The following is a 16,354-nucleotide window of genomic DNA, read 5'->3' as shown; positions in this document are numbered from 1 at the left end:
CATGGTCGCCCTGACCTCGGCCCAGGTCGCCTCGCTGACCTCGACCCAGGCCGGCAGCCTTTCCACGGCCCAGATTGCCGCCATCGAGACGGCTGACATCAAGTCGCTGACGACCGGCGCCCTGCGCAATCTGTCGTCTGACCAGCTCGACGCCTTCACCAGCGACCAATTGCGTTCGCTGAGCAGCGGCCAGATCAACTCGCTGACAACCAGCCAGATCAATACCCTGGGCACGGCTGACCTGAACAGCCTGACCAGCGGCCAGTTCGCCAACCTGTCCACGGCCCAAGCCCAGGCGCTGACCAACACCCAGCTCGGCAACCTCGCCACCGACAACTTGAACGCGTTGGGCACCGCCCAATTCGCGGCCCTGTCGTCCAGCCAGTTCGGTGCGCTGACCACCGGCCAGTTGGGCAAGCTCGAGACGGCCGATCTGCGCGCCGTCACCACCGCGGCCCTCAACGGCCTGTCTTCCGACCAGGTCGGTGCCCTGGCCAGCGACGCCGTCGGCTCGCTGAGCACGGCCCAAGTTGCTTCGCTCGGCACCGCCCAGATCAAAGGCCTGACCACGGGTGACATGGTCGCCCTGACTTCGGCTCAGGTCGCTGCCATCAATTCGGCCCAGGCCGGCACGCTGTCCACCGCCCAGCTCGCGGCTATCGAGACTGGCGACATCAAGTCGCTGACCACCGGCGCCCTGCGCAACCTGTCGTCCGACCAGCTCGACGCCTTCACCAGCGACCAACTGCGCGCGCTCAGCAGCGGCCAGATCAACTCGCTGACGACTGCCCAAGTCAACACCCTGGGCACCGGCCGACCAGCTCGACGCCTTCACCAGCGACCAACTGCGCGCGCTCAGCAGCGGCCAGATCAACTCGCTGACGACTGCCCAAGTCAACACCCTGGGCACGGCCGACCTGAACAGCCTCACCAGTGGCCAGTTCGCCAATCTGTCCTCGGCCCAAGTCCAGGCACTGACCAACACCCAGCTCGCCAATCTCGCGACCGACAACCTCAACGCGCTGGGCACCGCCCAGTTCGCGGCGATGAGCTCCAGCCAGTTCGGTGCACTGACCACCGGCCAACTTGGCAAGCTCGAAACGGCCGACCTGCGCGCCGTCACCACCGCTGCACTCAACAACCTGTCTTCCGACCAGGTCGGTGCCCTGGCCAGCGACGCCGTCGGCTCGCTGACCACGGCACAAGTGGCCTCGCTGGGCACCGCCCAGATCAAGGGCCTGACCACGGGTGACATGGTCGCCCTGACCTCGGGTCAGGTCGCGGCGCTGAACTCCACGCAGGCGGGCAGCCTGTCCACCGCGCAAATCGCTGCGATCGAGACCGCCGACGTCAAGTCGCTGACGACGGGTGCCCTGCGCAACCTGTCGTCCGACCAGCTCGACGCTTTCACCAGCGACCAGTTGCGTGCACTCAGCAGCGGCCAGATCAACTCGCTGACCACGAGCCAGATCAACACCCTGGGCACGGCCGACCTGAACAGCCTCACCAGTGGCCAGTTCGCCAACCTGTCCTCGGCCCAAGTCCAGGCACTGACCAACACCCAGCTCGCCAATCTCGCGACCGACAACCTCAACGCGCTGGGCACCGCCCAGTTCGCGGCGCTGAACTCCAGCCAGTTCGGTGCACTGACCACCGGCCAGCTGGGCAAGCTGGAAACGGCCGACCTGCGCGCCGTCACGACGGCAGCCCTCAATGGCCTGTCTTCCGACCAGGTCGGCTCCCTGGCCAGCGATGCCGTCGGCTCGTTGACCACGGCGCAAGTCGCCTCGCTGGGCACCGCCCAGATCAAGGGCCTGACCACGGGTGACATGGTCGCCCTGACCTCGGGCCAGGTCGCGGCGCTGAACTCCACGCAGGCAGGCAGCCTGTCTACCGCGCAACTGGCCGCGATTGAGACCGCGGACGTCAAGTCGCTGACCACGGGCGCCCTTGCGCAACNGCGCGAACTCCACGCAGGCAGGCAGCCTGTCTACCGCGCAACTGGCCGCGATTGAGACCGCGGACGTCAAGTCGCTGACCACGGGCGCCCTGCGCAACCTGTCCTCAGACCAACTCGACGCCTTCACCAGTGACCAGCTGCGCGCGCTGAGCAGTGGCCAGATCAACAGCCTCACCACCGGCCAGATCAACACGCTGGGTACGGCGGATCTGAACAGCCTCACCAGCAGCCAGTTCGCCAACCTGTCCTCGGCCCAAGTCCAGGCACTGACGAACACCCAGCTCGCCAACCTCGCCAGCGACAACCTCAATGCCCTGGGCACCGCCCAGTTCGCGGCGCTGTCGTCCAGCCAGTTCGCGGCGCTGACCACCGGCCAGCTTGGCAAGCTCGAGACCGCTGACCTGCGCGCCGTCACGACGACTGCCCTCAACGGCCTTTCTTCCGACCAGATCGGCTCACTGGCCAGCGACGCCGTCGGCTCGCTGTCGACCGCTCAGGTAGCCTCTCTGGGCACTGCCCAGGTCAAGGGCCTGACCACGGGCGACATGGTCGCCCTGACCTCGGCCCAGGTCGCCTCGCTGAACTCGACCCAGGCGGGTGCGCTCTCCACCGCCCAGATCGCCGCCATCGAGACGGCCGACGTCAAGGCCATCTCCACCGGCGCACTGCGCAACCTGTCATCGGATCAACTGGACGCCCTGACCAGCGACCAGCTGCGCGCACTGAGTTCGACGCAGCTGAACGCGCTGACCACCAGCCCGCAGCTCGTCAACATCTCCACGGGCGACCTGAACGTGCTGACGACGGCCCAGATGGCCAACCTGTCGACAGCCCAGATCCGTTCGCTGACGACCGACCAGCTCGGCAACCTGTCGACCGACAACCTCAACGCCCTGGGCAGCGCCCAGTTCGCGGCCCTGTCCTCCAGCCAGTTCGGTGCACTGACGACCAGCCAGCTCGGCAAGCTCGAAACCGCTGACCTGCGTGCGGTCACGACCGCTGCCCTCAACGGCCTCTCCTCAGACCAAATCGGCGCCCTGGCCAGCGACGCCGTCGGCTCACTGACCACGGCGCAAGTCGCCTCTTTCGGCACTGCCCAGATCAAGGGCTTGACCACGGGCGACATGGTCGCGCTGACCTCGGCCCAGGTCGCCTCGCTGAACTCCACGCAGGCAGGCAGCCTGTCTACCGCGCAACTGGCCGCGATTGAGACCGCGGACGTCAAGTCGCTGACCACGGGCGCCCTGCGCAACCCTGTCNCGCTGAACTCCACGCAGGCAGGCAGCCTGTCTACCGCGCAACTGGCCGCGATTGAGACCGCGGACGTCAAGTCGCTGACCACGGGCGCCCTGCGCAACCTGTCCTCCGACCAACTCGACGCCTTCACCAGTGACCAGCTCCGCGCGCTCAGCAGTGGTCAGATCAACAGCCTCACCACGAGCCAGGTCAATACGCTCGGCACGGCCGACTTGAACAGCCTGACCAGCAGCCAGTTCGCCAACCTGTCCTCGGCCCAAGTCCAGGCACTGACCAACACCCAGCTCGCCAATCTTGCGACCGACAACCTGAACGCGCTGGGCACCGCCCAGTTCGCGGCGCTGAACTCCAGCCAGTTCGGTGCCTTGACGACCAGCCAGCTCGGCAAGCTCGAAACCGCCGACCTGCGCGCCGTCACGACCGTCGCGCTCAACGGCCTGTCTTCCGACCAGATCGGCGCGCTGGCCAGTGACGCCGTCGGATCATTGACCACGGCCCAGGTCGCCTCGCTCGGCACGGCCCAGATCAAGGGCCTGACCACCGGCGACATGGTCGCTCTGACTTCGGGCCAGGTCGCTTCACTGAACTCGACCCAGGTGACCGGTCTGTCCACGGCGCAGATCGCTGCGATCGAGACGGCCGACATCAAGTCGCTGACCACCGGCGCCCTGCGCAACCTGTTCGACCCAGGTGACCGGTCTGTCCACGGCGCAGATCGCTGCGATCGAGACGGCCGACATCAAGTCGCTGACCACCGGCGCCCTGCGCAACCTGTCCTCCGACCAGCTCGACGCCTTCACCAGCGATCAACTGAGTGCGCTGAGCAGCGGCCAGATCAACTCGCTGACGACCAGCCAGATCAATACGCTGGGCACGGCCGACCTGAACAGCCTGACCAGCAACCAGTTCGCCAACCTGTCCTCGGCCCAAGTCCAGGCGCTGACCAACACCCAGCTCGCCAATCTCGCGACCGACAACCTGAACGCGCTGGGCACCGCCCAATTCGCAGCCCTGTCGTCCAGCCAGTTCGGTGCGCTGACCACTGGCCAATTGGGCAAGCTCGAGACGGCCGATCTGCGCGCCGTCACGGACTGCGGCACTGNCTCGGACCGACAACCTGAACGCGCTGGGCACCGCCCAATTCGCAGCCCTGTCGTCCAGCCAGTTCGGTGCGCTGACCACTGGCCAATTGGGCAAGCTCGAGACGGCCGATCTGCGCGCCGTCACGACCGCAGCCCTCAACGGCTTGTCTTCCGATCAGGTCGGTGCTCTGGCCAGCGATGCCGTGGGCTCGCTGACCACCGGGCAGGTCGCCTCCCTCGGCACCGCCCAGATCAAGGGCTTGACCACGGGCGACATGGTCGCCCTGACCTCGGCCCAGGTCGCTGCCATCAATTCGACCCAGGCCGGCAGCTTGTCCACCGCCCAGATTGCCGCCCTCGAAACGGGCGATGTCAAGTCGCTGACGACCGGCGCCCTGCGCAACCTGTCGTCCGACCAGCTCGACGCCTTCACCAGCGACCAGTTGCGTGCACTCAGCAGCGGCCAGGTCAATTCGCTGACCACGAGCCAGATCAATACGCTGGGCACGGCTGACCTGAACAGCCTGACCAGCGGCCAGTTCGCCAACCTGTCCTCGGGCCAGGTCCAGGCGCTGACCAACACCCAGCTCGCCAACCTGGCGACCGACAACCTCAATGCCCTGGGCACGAGCCAGTTCGCCTCGCTGAGCTCCAGCCAGTTCGGTGCGCTGACCACCGGCCAGTTGGGCAAACTCGAAACGGCCGACCTGCGCGCCGTCACGACCGCCGCGCTCAACGGCCTGTCTTCCGACCAGGTCGGCTCCCTGGCCAGCGATGCCGTCGGCTCGCTGACCACGGCACAGGTCGCCTCGCTGGGCACCGCCCAGATCAAGGGCCTGACCACGGGTGACATGGTCGCCCTGACCTCGGGCCAGGTCGCGGCGCTGAACTCTACCCAGGCCGGCAGCCTCTCCACCGCCCAACTGGCGGCTATTGAGACGGCTGACGTCAAGTCGTTGACGACCGGCGCCCTGCGCAACCTGTCGTCTGACCAGCTCGACGCCTTCACCAGCGACCAACTGCGCGCGCTCAGCAGCGGCCAGATCAACTCGCTGACGACTGCCCAAGTCAACACCCTGGGCACGGCCGACCTGAACAGCCTCACCAGTGGCCAGTTCGCCAATCTGTCCTCCGGCCAGGTTCAAGCACTGACCAACACCCAGCTCAGCAACCTCGCCACCGACAACCTCAACGCCCTGGGCACCGCGCAGTTCGCGGCGATGAGCTCCAGCCAGTTCGGCGCTCTGACCACCAGCCAGTTGGGCAAGCTCGAGACGGCCGACCTGCGTGCTGTCACGACCGCCTCGCTCAACGGCCTGTCCTCGGACCAGGTCGGCGCGCTGGCCAGTGACGCTGTTGGCTCGCTGACGACAACCCAAGTCGCCTCTCTGGGCACGGCCCAGATCAAGGGGCTGACCACCGGCGATATGGTCGCCCTGACTTCGGGCCAGGTCGCTGCACTGAACTCGACCCAGGTGACCGGTCTGTCCACGGCGCAGATCGCTGCGATCGAGACGGCCGACATCAAGTCGCTGACCACCGGCGCCCTGCGCAACCGGCGCAGATCGCTGCGATCGAGACGGCCGACATCAAGTCGCTGACCACCGGCGCCCTGCGCAACCTGTCCTCCGACCAGCTCGACGCCTTCACCAGCGACCAACTGCGTGCACTCAGCAGCGGCCAGGTCAATTCGCTGACCACCAGCCAGATCAATACGCTGGGTACGGCTGACCTGAACAGCTTGACCAGCGGCCAGTTCGCCAACCTGTCCTCTGGCCAGGTTCAGGCGCTGACCAACACCCAGCTCAGCAACCTCGCGACCGACAACCTGAACGCGCTGGGCACCGCCCAATTCGCAGCCCTGTCGTCCAGCCAGTTCGGTGCGCTGACCACTGGCCAATTGGGCAAGCTCGAGACGGCCGATCTGCGCGCCGTCACGACCGCAGCCCTCAACGGCCTGTCTTCCGATCAGGTCGGTGCCCTGGCCAGCGATGCCGTCGGCTCGCTGACGACCGCTCAAGTGGCCTCACTGGGCACCGCCCAGATCCAGGGCCTGACCACGGGTGACATGGTCGCCCTGACCTCGGCCCAGGTCGCTGCCATCAATTCGACCCAGGCCGGTAGCCTGTCTACCGCCCAGATTGCCGCCATCGAAACGGGCGACGTCAAGTCGCTGACCACCGGTTCGCTGCGCAACCTGTCTTCCGACCAGCTCGACGCCTTCACCAGCGACCAGCTCCGCGCCCTCAGCAGCGGCCAGGTCAACAGCCTGACCACGAGCCAGGTCAATACGCTGGGCACGGCAGACCTGAACAGCCTGACCAGCGGCCAGTTCGGCAACCTGTCCTCGGGCCAGGTCCAGGCGCTGACCAGCACGCAGCTCAGCAACCTCGCCACCGACAACCTGAACGCGCTGGGCACCAGCCAGTTCGCTTCCCTGAACTCCAGCCAGTTCGGTTCGCTGACGACCGGCCAGCTCGGCAAGCTCGAGACCGCTGACCTGCGTGCCGTCACGACGGCTGCGCTCAACGGCCTGTCCTCCGACCAGGTCGGCGCCCTGGCCAGCGACGGCACGGGCGACATGGTCGCCCTGACCTCGGCCCAGGTCGCCTCGCTGAACTCGACCCAGGCAGGCGTGCTTTCCACCGCCCAGATCGCCGCCATCGAGACCGGCGACGTCAAGTCCATCTCCACCGGCGCGCTGCGCAATCTGTCGACCGACCAGCTGGATGCGCTGACCAGCGACCAGTTGCGTGCGCTGACCTCCACCCAGCTGAACGCGCTGACCACCAGCCCGCAGCTCGTCAACATCTCCACGGGCGACCTGAATGTGCTGACGACTGGCCAGATGGCCAACCTGTCGACGGCTCAGATCCGTTCGCTGACGACCGACCAGCTCGGCAACCTGTCGACCGACAACCTCAACGCCCTGGGCACGGCCCAGTTCGCGGCCCTGTCGTCCAGCCAGTTCGGCGCACTGAGCACCAGCCAGCTGGCCAAGATCGAGACGGCCGACCTGCGCGCCGTCACGACCGCGGCCCTCAACGGCTTGTCTTCCGATCAGGTCGGCGCCCTCGCCAGCGATGCAGTCGGCTCGCTGACCACGGCGCAAGTCGCCTCGCTGGGCACCGCCCAGATCAAGGGCCTGACCACGGGTGACATGGTCGCTTTGACCTCGGGTCAGGTCGCTGCACTGAACTCCACGCAAGCCGGTAGCCTGTCCACCGCCCAGATTGCCGCCATCGAAACCGGCGACGTCAAGTCGCTGACGACCGGCGCCCTGCGCAATCTGTCGTCCGACCAGCTCGACGCTTTCACCAGCGACCAGCTCCGCGCTCTCAGCAGCGGCCAGGTCAACAGCTTGACCACATCCCAGGTCAACACGCTGGGCACGGCCGACCTGAACAGCCTGACCAGCGGCCAGTTCGGCAACCTTTCGTCGACCCAAGTCCAGGCGCTGACCAGCACGCAGCTCAGCAACCTCGCCACCGACAACCTGAACGCGCTGGGCACCGGCCAGTTCGCTTCCCTGAACTCCGGCCAGTTCGGCTCGCTGACCACCGCCCAGCTCGGCAAGCTCGAGACCGCTGACCTGCGTGCCGTCACGACGGCTGCGCTCAACGGCCTGTCCTCCGACCAGGTCGGCGCCCTGGCCAGCGACGCCGTGGGCTCGCTGACCACCGCACAGGTTGGCTCGCTGGGTACCCGCCCAGATCAAGGGCCTGACCACGGGCNCACGCAGTTCCAGCTGGACGTCGTGCCTGACGACCGGCCACTCGGCAAGCTCGAGACCGCTGACCTGCGTGCCGTCACGACGGCTGCGCTCAACGGCCTGTCCTCCGACCAGGTCGGCGCCCTGGCCAGCGACGCCGTGGGCTCGCTGACCACCGCACAGGTTGGCTCGCTGGGCACTGCCCAGATCAAGGGCCTGACCACGGGCGACATGGTCGCCCTGACCTCGGCCCAGGTCGCCTCGCTGAACTCGACCCAGGCAGGCGTGCTTTCCACCGCCCAGATCGCCGCCATCGAGACCCCACGGCGACATGGTCGCCCTGACCTCGGCCCAGGTCGCCTCGCTGAACTCGACCCAGGCAGGCGTGCTTTCCACCGCCCAGATCGCCGCCATCGAGACAGCCGACGTCAAGGCCATCTCCACCGGCGCGCTGCGCAACCTGTCGACGGACCAACTCGACGCCCTCACGAGCGACCAACTGCGTGCCCTGAGCTCGACGCAGCTCAATGCGCTGACGACCGCCCCGCAGGTCAACAACCTGTCGACCGCCGATCTGAATGTGCTGACCACCGGCCAGATCGCCAATCTGTCAACGGCCCAGGTCCGCGCGCTGACCACCGATCAGCTCGGCCATCTGAGCACCGACAACCTCAACGCCCTGGGCACCGCTCAATTCGCGGCGCTGAGTTCCAGCCAGTTCGGTGCGCTGAGTACCAGCCAATTGGGCAAGCTCGAAACGGCGGACCTGCGCGCCGTCACGACCGCCGCCCTCAATGGCCTGTCCTCAGACCAGGTCGGTGCGCTGGCCAGCGACGCCGTCGGCTCGCTGACCACCGCCCAGATCGCCGCGCTCGGCACCGACCAGATCAAGGGCCTGACCACGGGTGACATGGTCGCCTTGACCTCGGCCCAGGTCGCCGCCCTCAACTCCGCACAGGCCGGTGTGCTGTCTACCGCCCAGATTGCCGCCATCGAGACCGCTGACATCAAGTCGCTGTCCACGGCTGCGCTGCGCAACCTGTCCACGGACCAGTTGGATGCCCTTACGAGCGACCAGCTGCGCGCCCTGTCCTCCACCCAGCTCAATGCGCTGACCACCAGCCCGCAGCTCGCCAACCTGTCGACGTCCGACCTGAACTCGCTGACGACCGGCCAGATGGCCAATCTGTCGACGGCCCAGGTCCGCGCGCTGACCACCGATCAGCTCGGCCATCTGAGCACGGACAACCTCAACGCCCTGGGCACCGCCCAGTTCGCGGCGCTGTCGTCCAGCCAGTTCGGCGCACTGAGCACCAGCCAGCTGGCCAAGATCGAGACGGCCGACCTGCGCGCCGTCACGACCGCCGCGCTCAACGGCCTGTCCTCCGACCAGGTCGGCGCCCTGGCCAGCGACGCCGTCGGCTCGCTGTCCACGGCGCAGGTCGCCTCGCTGGGCAGCAGCCAGATCAAGGGTCTGACCACCGGCGACATGGTCGCCCTGACCTCGGGCCAGATCGCCTCGCTGAACTCCACGCAGGCCGGCAGCCTGACCACGGCCCAAATCGCCGCCATCGAGACGGCCGACATCAAGTCGCTGTCCACCGGCGCCCTGCGCAACCTGTCCTCCGACCAGCTCGACGCCTTCACCAGCGACCAGCTGCGCGCGCTGAGCAGCGGCCAGGTCAACAGCCTGACCACGGCGCAGATCAACGCCCTGGGCACGGCCGACCTGAACAGCCTCACCAGCGGCCAGTTCTCCAATCTGTCCTCGGGCCAAGTCCAGGCGCTGACGAGCACCCAGCTCGCCAACCTCGCCAGCGACAACCTGAACGCCCTGGGCACGGCCCAGTTCGCAGCCCTCACTTCGGGCCAGTTCGGCGGCCTGAGCACCAGCCAGTTGGCCAAGCTCGAAACCGCTGACCTGCGCGCCGTCACGACGGCCGCCCTCAATGCCCTGAGCTCCGACCAGATCGGTGCCCTGGCCAGCGACGCCGTCGGTGCCCTGTCCACGGCGCAAGTCGCTTCGCTGGGCACCAACCAGATCAAGGGCCTGACCACCGGCGACATGGTCGCCCTGACGTCGGCCCAGGTCGCCGCCATCAACTCGGCCCAGGTGGCCGGCCTGTCCACCGCCCAGATTGCGGCCATCGAGACGGCCGACATCAAGGCCCTGTCGACGGCTGCCCTGCGCAACTTCTCGACCGATCAACTGGACGCCCTGACCAGCGACCAGCTGCGCGCGCTGTCCTCGGCCCAGCTCAATGCGCTGAGCACCAGCCCGCAGTTCGCCAACCTGGGCACCGCCGACCTGAACGCGCTGACCACCGGCCAGATCGCCACCCTGTCCACGGCCCAGGTCCAGGCGCTGACCAGCACCCAGCTGGCCAACCTCACCACCGACAGCCTCAACGCCCTGGGCACGGCGCAGTTCGCGGCACTGGGTTCCAGCCAGTTCGGCGCGCTGACCACCAGCCAGCTCGGCAAGCTCGAAACCGCCGACCTGCGTGCGGTGACCACGGCCGCCCTCAATGCGCTGAGTTCCGACCAGATCGGTGCCCTGGCGAGCGACGCCGTCGGCGCCATGACCACCGCCCAGGTGGCCTCGCTGGGCACTGCCCAGATCCAGGGCTTGACCACGGGTGACATGGTCGCCCTGACCTCGGCCCAGGTCGCTGCCTTGAACTCTGCCCAGGCCGGCTCGCTGTCCACCGCCCAGGTCGCCGCCATCGAGACGGCCGACATCAAGTCGCTGACCACCGGTGCCCTGCGCAATCTGTCCTCCGACCAGCTCGACGCCTTCACCAGCGACCAGCTGCGTGCCCTGAGCAGCGGCCAGGTCAACAGCCTGACCACGGCCCAGATCAACACCCTGGGCACGGCGGACCTCAACAGCCTGAGCAGCGGCCAGTTCGCCAACCTGTCCACGGCCCAGGTCCAGGCGCTGACCAACACCCAGATCGGCAACCTGAAGACCGACAGCCTGAACGCCCTGGGCAGCTCGCAGTTCGCGGCTCTGTCGTCCAGCCAGCTCGGCGCCCTGACCACCAGCCAGTTGGCCAAGCTCGAAACCGGCGACCTGCGTTCGGTCTCGACGGCAGCCCTCAACGGTCTGTCGTCCGACCAGATCGGTGCCCTGGCCAGCGACGCCGTCGGCGCCATGACCACGGCCCAGATCGCCGGCCTCGGCACGGCCCAGATCCAGGGCCTGAGCACGGCCGACATGGTGGCCCTGACCTCGGGCCAGATCGCGGCGCTGAACTCCGCCCAGGCGGCCAGCCTGTCCACGGCCCAGATCGCGGCCATCGAGACGGCCGACATCAAGTCGCTGTCCACGGCCGCCCTGCGCAACCTGTCCACCGACCAGCTCGACGCCCTGACCAGCGACCAACTGCGCGCGCTGTCCTCGGCCCAGCTCAATGCACTGAGCACCAGCCCGCAGTTCACCAACCTGGGTACCGCAGACCTGAACGCGCTGACCACCGCCCAGGTCGCCAACCTGTCCACGGCCCAGGTCCAGGCGCTGACCAGCGTCCAGCTCGCCAACCTGGCGACGGACAGCCTCAACGCGATGGGTTCGGCACAGTTCGCGGCCCTGTCGTCCAGCCAGTTCGGCGCGCTGACCACCAGCCAGCTCGGCAAGCTCGAAACCGCCGACCTGCGCGGCGTGACGACCGCGGCCCTCAATGCGCTGAGCTCCGACCAGATCGGCGCGCTGGCCAGTGATGCCGTCGGCACACTGACCACGGCGCAGGTCGGGTCGCTGGGCACCGCCCAGATCAAGGGTCTCAGCACGGCCGACATGGTCGCGCTCACCTCGACCCAGGTCGCGGCCTTGAACTCCGCCCAGGCCGGCACCCTGTCCACCGCCCAGTTGGCGGCCATCGAGACGGCCGACATCAAGTCGCTGTCCACGGCAGCCCTGCGCAACCTGTCCTCCGACCAGCTCGACGCCTTCACCAGCGACCAGCTGCGCGCACTGAGCAGCGGCCAGGTCAACAGCCTGACCACGGCCCAGATCAACACCCTGGGCACGGCCGACCTGAACAGCCTGACCAGCGGCCAGTTCGCGAACTTGTCCTCGGCCCAGGTCCAGGCCCTGACCAACGCCCAGCTCGCCAACCTGGCGACCGACAACCTCAACGCCTTGGGCACCGCGCAGTTCGCTGCGCTGGGTTCCAGCCAGTTCGGCGCGCTGACCACCAGCCAGCTGGGCAAGCTGGAGACGGCCGACCTGCGCGCGGTGTCCACCGCCGCGCTGAACGCGCTGAGCTCCGACCAGGTCGCGGCACTGGCCAGTGACGCCGTCGGCTCGCTGACCGCGGCACAGGTGGGTGCACTGGGCACGACCCAGATCCAGGGCCTGAGCACGGCCGACATGGTGGCCCTGACGTCGACGCAGATCGCCGCGATCAGCTCGACGCAAGCCGACGTGTTGTCCACGGCCCAGGTCGCCGCCATCGAGACGGCCGACATCAAGTCGCTGTCCACGGCAGCCCTGCGCAACCTGTCGTCCGACCAGCTCGACGCCTTCACCAGCGACCAGCTACGCGCCCTGAGCAGCACGCAGATCAACAACCTGACGACGGCGCAGATCAACACCCTGGGCACGGCCGACCTGAACAGCCTGACCACCAGCCAGTTCAGCAACCTGTCGTCCGCCCAGGCCGAGGCACTCACCACCAGCCAGCTCGGCCACCTGGTCACCGACAACCTCAATGCCCTGGGCACGGCGCAGTTCGCCGCGCTGGACTCCGACCAGTTCGGTGCGCTGACCACCAGCCAGCTCGCCAAGCTGGAAACCGCCGACCTGCGCGCCGTCACGACGGCCGCCCTGGCCGGCCTGGATTCCGACCAGTTCGCGGCCCTGTCGACCGACCACGTCGTCGCGCTGAGCACCGCCCAGGTGCTGTCGCTGACAACTGCTCAGCTCGACGGCTTCTCGGCGGCCGACATGACGGCGATGAGTTCGACGCAGGTCTCGGTGCTGACGACGGAACAGGTGGCCTCGCTGTCGACTGACCAGATCGTGGCCATCGACGCCACCGACCTGGCCAAGCTGTCCACGGCCTCGCTGCGTGCCCTGACCGACACCCAGCTGGCAGCCCTGACGACCGACCAGCTGACCGGCCTGGCTGGCCGCGTCAATGTGCTGACGACCAGCCAGATCAACCACCTGTCCACGGACGATCTGAACTCGTTCACGGCCTCGCAGTTCGGCGTCATGACCTCGAGCCAGGTCCAGTCCTTCAGCACCGACCAGATGAAGGCGCTGGAGACCGACGACCTGCGCGCCCTGACCACGGCCAACTTCGCGGCCCTGAGCAATGCGCAGATCGACGCGATCACCACGGCCCAGTTCACGACGCTGAAGGTGACCCAGATCACCGCGCTGACGACGGACCAGGCCGCCGCGCTGACGACCGACCAGGTCCATGCCATCACGACCGACCAGGTCGCCGGCCTGGAGACCCGCGACATCGCCGCCATGAGCATGGCCCAGCTGGACGCGTTGACCAACGCGGCCGTCGGCGAGATGAACGGCGCCCAGCTCGACGCCTACTTCTCCAAGACGCCGATCGTGCTCGACCTGGACGGCCACGGCATCAACACGCTGGCCGCCGCCCAGGGCGTCAACTTCGACCTGATCGGCTCCGGCCATGTGGACAAGGTCGGCTGGATTGCCGGTGGCGATGGCCTGCTCGTCATGGACCGCAACCTCGACGGCATCATCAACAACGGCAGCGAGCTCTTCGGCATGGGCACCATCCTGGCCAATGGCAAGCACGCCAAGGACGGCTATGCCGCCATGGCCGAGCAGGACAGCAACCATGACGGCAAGCTCGATGCACACGACGCCAACTGGAAGCAGCTGCAGGTCTGGGTCGACGCCAACCACGATGGCAAGACCGACGCCGGCGAACTGAAGACGCTGGACGAGGTGGGTGTCGCCTCCATCGACCTGAACGCCGCCAAGGGTTCGGGCAGCGACCACGGCAACCTCATCGGCCTGGTCTCCAGCTACACGACGACCGACGGCGGCAAGCATGACGTGGCCGACGTCTGGTTCGCCAAGGACGTGCAGCCGCAAAAGGCCGACGACGGCAAGGATGCGACGGTCAGCCTGAGCGACCTGCTGACCGCGCCGGCCGACGCCCTGCTGGGGGCGCCATCCGTGGACCTGGCCAAGGCTGCCCTGCCGAGCGCCGACGCCCACCTCGCCGCCATCGACCGCAAGCTGGCCGAGGACGACGAGCACCGTCGCAACAACGGCGGCAACTGGATCTGAGCCTGATCTCCTGACGCCGGCACGGGGTGCCGGCCCATGCAGGCCCTGTGGAGCAATCCCAGGGCCTGTTTTTATGACGGGCCAAAGAAAACGGCCCCGCAGGGCCGTGCAGAAAACAGACGTGAGCCCTTCAGGGTCTGTCGTTCAGGAGCTCTTCGCACTCGACCTGAGCCGCCGCTGCGGCCTGGGCCGCCAGGCTGGGTGCCGCCACGGCAGCGCGTTCGCCGGCTTCGACAAAGGCGGCCGAGAACTGGCGCATGACATGGTCCACGCCACGCGGCGACACCTCGCGCAAATCGCCCTCGAGGTACTGCCCAAAGCTCTGCGCCGACGAGATGATCTCGAAGGAGGGGAAATAGTCGACCTCGTCATGCGCGTCCGCAAACCGCCCGGCGACCGCGCGCAGCACCGCCTTGGAATAGCTGGACGCAACGATGACCGGATGCGCCGTCGCCGTGGCCACCAGCGGCACCGGCGACACCGTGACGATCCAGCGCATGCCCGGATTCACGCCGGCGATGAACCCGCGCACCCATTCCAGGTCGGCCAGGATCTCCGGGTACTCGAAGTTGACGAAGCCATGCCGCTCGGCATCGAACTCGCCCGCCGCCGTGCCCGGGCAGACCGGGAAGACGACACCGCTGCCCTGCTCCACCCAGGCCTCGGTCAGGCCGAGCGTGAAGACGAAGACATCGCACTCGCTGAAAAGACGCCGCACCTGGGCCAGATGCCAGGCGCGGTCGGCGCGCAGGTCGGCCAGCGAGTCATAGCCGCCAGCCTGGACGCGCGGGCGCAGGGCGTCGAAGATGCGGCCCTTTTCGGTCAGCACCGGCGGGTCGCCCTCGCGCAACCCGAAGGCGAACTCGAGGAGCTGGCGCAGTTGGCGCACCGTGTAGACATTGGCATAGCGGGCCGAGAACACGCCGTACTGCAGCTCACGCGCCCGCTCGGGCGTGAGGCCCGCGGGCGCCTGCTCCACCACCCAGTGGCTGAGGCCGAAACTTTCCAGCCGCCTGGCCATGTGCTGGGCAAAGCAGGAACCAGCCGTCGCGATCTTCAGCGACGGGGTCAGCTTGAACTTGGTGTTCGGCTTGAAGTCGAGCTGGCCCCAGGCCTGGGCGCTGACGGTCTTGCGCCAGAAGGCCTGGGCCGGCATCTGCTCATAGGGGTGGGACATCGGCGAGTACCTCCCGTATCTGTCGCGCCAGCAGCTCGGCGTAAAGCTCATTGCCGTGCAGGCAGCCGCGCGCGAAATCGGCCTTCAGGCCGCCGTTCTCGGTGAGCGCGCCGGCCGGTGGCGCCAAGCTCACGACGCCCATCTGCGCCAGGCGCTGGTTCAGGTCGCCGTACATCAGCCGGTAAATGCGCTGGCGCATCGCGAACGGCTTGATGCCATGCACGGCAAACAGCTGTCCGAAGGCTTCGGGATTGGCAGCGATGTGCTCATGCGACTCCACCGGCGGCGGCGCCGGCACATGCACGATGCGTGCGCGCGGGAACTGCTGGCGCAGGGCCAGATGCGTCGTCCACAGCGGCTCGGCGATCTGGCGCACCCAGGCCAGCGCATCGGTGCGCGACATCCAGCGCCGGTCGGGCTCCATCTGCCCGTCGTCGCCCAGGAAGTCGGCGTGCGAGGGGTCATCAACGAGGGCCGCGATGGCGAATTCCTGGCCGCGCAGCAGCGAGAAGATGACTTCGGCTTCCTGAGGGATGTGACCGAGCACGCCCGTCAGCACATCCGGGATGTACAGCACCCCGTCCTTGAGCATGGGCGGTGGCCCGGCCACGGGGGTGTTGTAGAGCACCTGTTCGCCGCGCCAGCCGGGCGGCGCATCCAGCTCGATGGGCTCACGGAACGGCACGCCGGTCGACCAGACCGAGCGGTACTTGGCCGACGACACCGGCCCGATATAGCGGTCGATCAGGCCGAAGAGATGCGAGCTGCCGATGGCAACGAAAAGCCGTGGGGTCATGATGCTTGGGGCCGAGCATAGGGGAGGCGCGGCGCTTGCCCAGGGGGCAAAAGGGCAAGGAATGGGCCTCAGTTTCCCCCTCAC

At 67.7% G+C, this 16,354-nt stretch carries 4 protein-coding genes and 7 pseudogenes; 9 read left to right on the top strand and 2 right to left on the bottom strand.

What is annotated here, in order from left to right; genetic code table 11:
• Position 1: 1 nt before the first annotated feature.
• The 9 genes and pseudogenes from ASC91_RS30915 to ASC91_RS11380 all read left to right on the top strand — a co-directional run.
• Positions 2-745 (top strand): annotated as a pseudogene (locus ASC91_RS30915) (heme utilization protein); the annotation flags it as partial.
• Positions 746-785: 40 nt separating this feature from the next.
• A pseudogene (locus tag ASC91_RS30910) lies at positions 786-1,959 on the top strand (heme utilization protein); the annotation flags it as partial.
• 27 nt (positions 1,960-1,986) lie between these two features.
• Positions 1,987-3,219, top strand: a pseudogene (locus ASC91_RS30905) (hypothetical protein); the annotation flags it as partial.
• A 1-nt stretch (position 3,220) separates the two neighbouring features.
• Positions 3,221-3,801, top strand: a pseudogene (locus tag ASC91_RS30900) (heme utilization protein); the annotation flags it as partial.
• Between the two features lie 106 nt (positions 3,802-3,907).
• Positions 3,908-4,319, top strand: a pseudogene (locus ASC91_RS30895) (heme utilization protein); the annotation flags it as partial.
• A 15-nt stretch (positions 4,320-4,334) separates the two neighbouring features.
• Positions 4,335-5,900, top strand: coding sequence for a hypothetical protein (locus ASC91_RS30890; protein WP_394326320.1), 1,566 nt, complete (start codon positions 4,335-4,337; stop codon positions 5,898-5,900).
• Positions 5,864-8,033 (top strand): annotated as a pseudogene (locus ASC91_RS30885) (heme utilization protein); the annotation flags it as partial. The gene ASC91_RS30890 and the pseudogene ASC91_RS30885, both read left to right, overlap by 37 nt.
• 23 nt (positions 8,034-8,056) lie before the next feature.
• Positions 8,057-8,320 (top strand): annotated as a pseudogene (locus ASC91_RS30880) (hypothetical protein); the annotation flags it as partial.
• A gap of 76 nt (positions 8,321-8,396) precedes the next feature.
• Positions 8,397-14,297 (top strand): heme utilization protein, encoded by a 5,901-nt coding sequence (locus ASC91_RS11380; RefSeq protein ID WP_235531955.1) that lies wholly within the window; start codon positions 8,397-8,399, stop codon positions 14,295-14,297.
• Positions 14,298-14,427: 130 nt separating this feature from the next.
• On the opposite strand, the gene ASC91_RS11375 is transcribed toward ASC91_RS11380, so the two are convergent.
• Together ASC91_RS11375 and ASC91_RS11370 are read right to left on the bottom strand one after the other, a co-directional pair.
• On the bottom strand, positions 14,428-15,474 hold the full coding sequence (locus ASC91_RS11375; RefSeq protein ID WP_162247771.1) for a GSCFA domain-containing protein: 1,047 nt from the start codon (positions 15,472-15,474) through the stop codon (positions 14,428-14,430).
• Entirely contained in the window at positions 15,458-16,270 is an 813-nt protein-coding gene (locus ASC91_RS11370) for a hypothetical protein (protein WP_056196562.1), read from the bottom strand. Before ASC91_RS11370 ends, ASC91_RS11375 begins: the two co-directional genes overlap by 17 nt.
• Between the last annotated feature and the right edge of the window lie 84 nt (positions 16,271-16,354).

This window comes from Pelomonas sp. Root1237 (genome assembly GCF_001425055.1).
In the GTDB taxonomy this organism is placed as follows: domain Bacteria; phylum Pseudomonadota; class Gammaproteobacteria; order Burkholderiales; family Burkholderiaceae_C; genus Pelomonas.
Note: the sequence above shows the minus strand (reverse complement) of the source record. Positions and strands in the feature narration are given on the sequence as shown.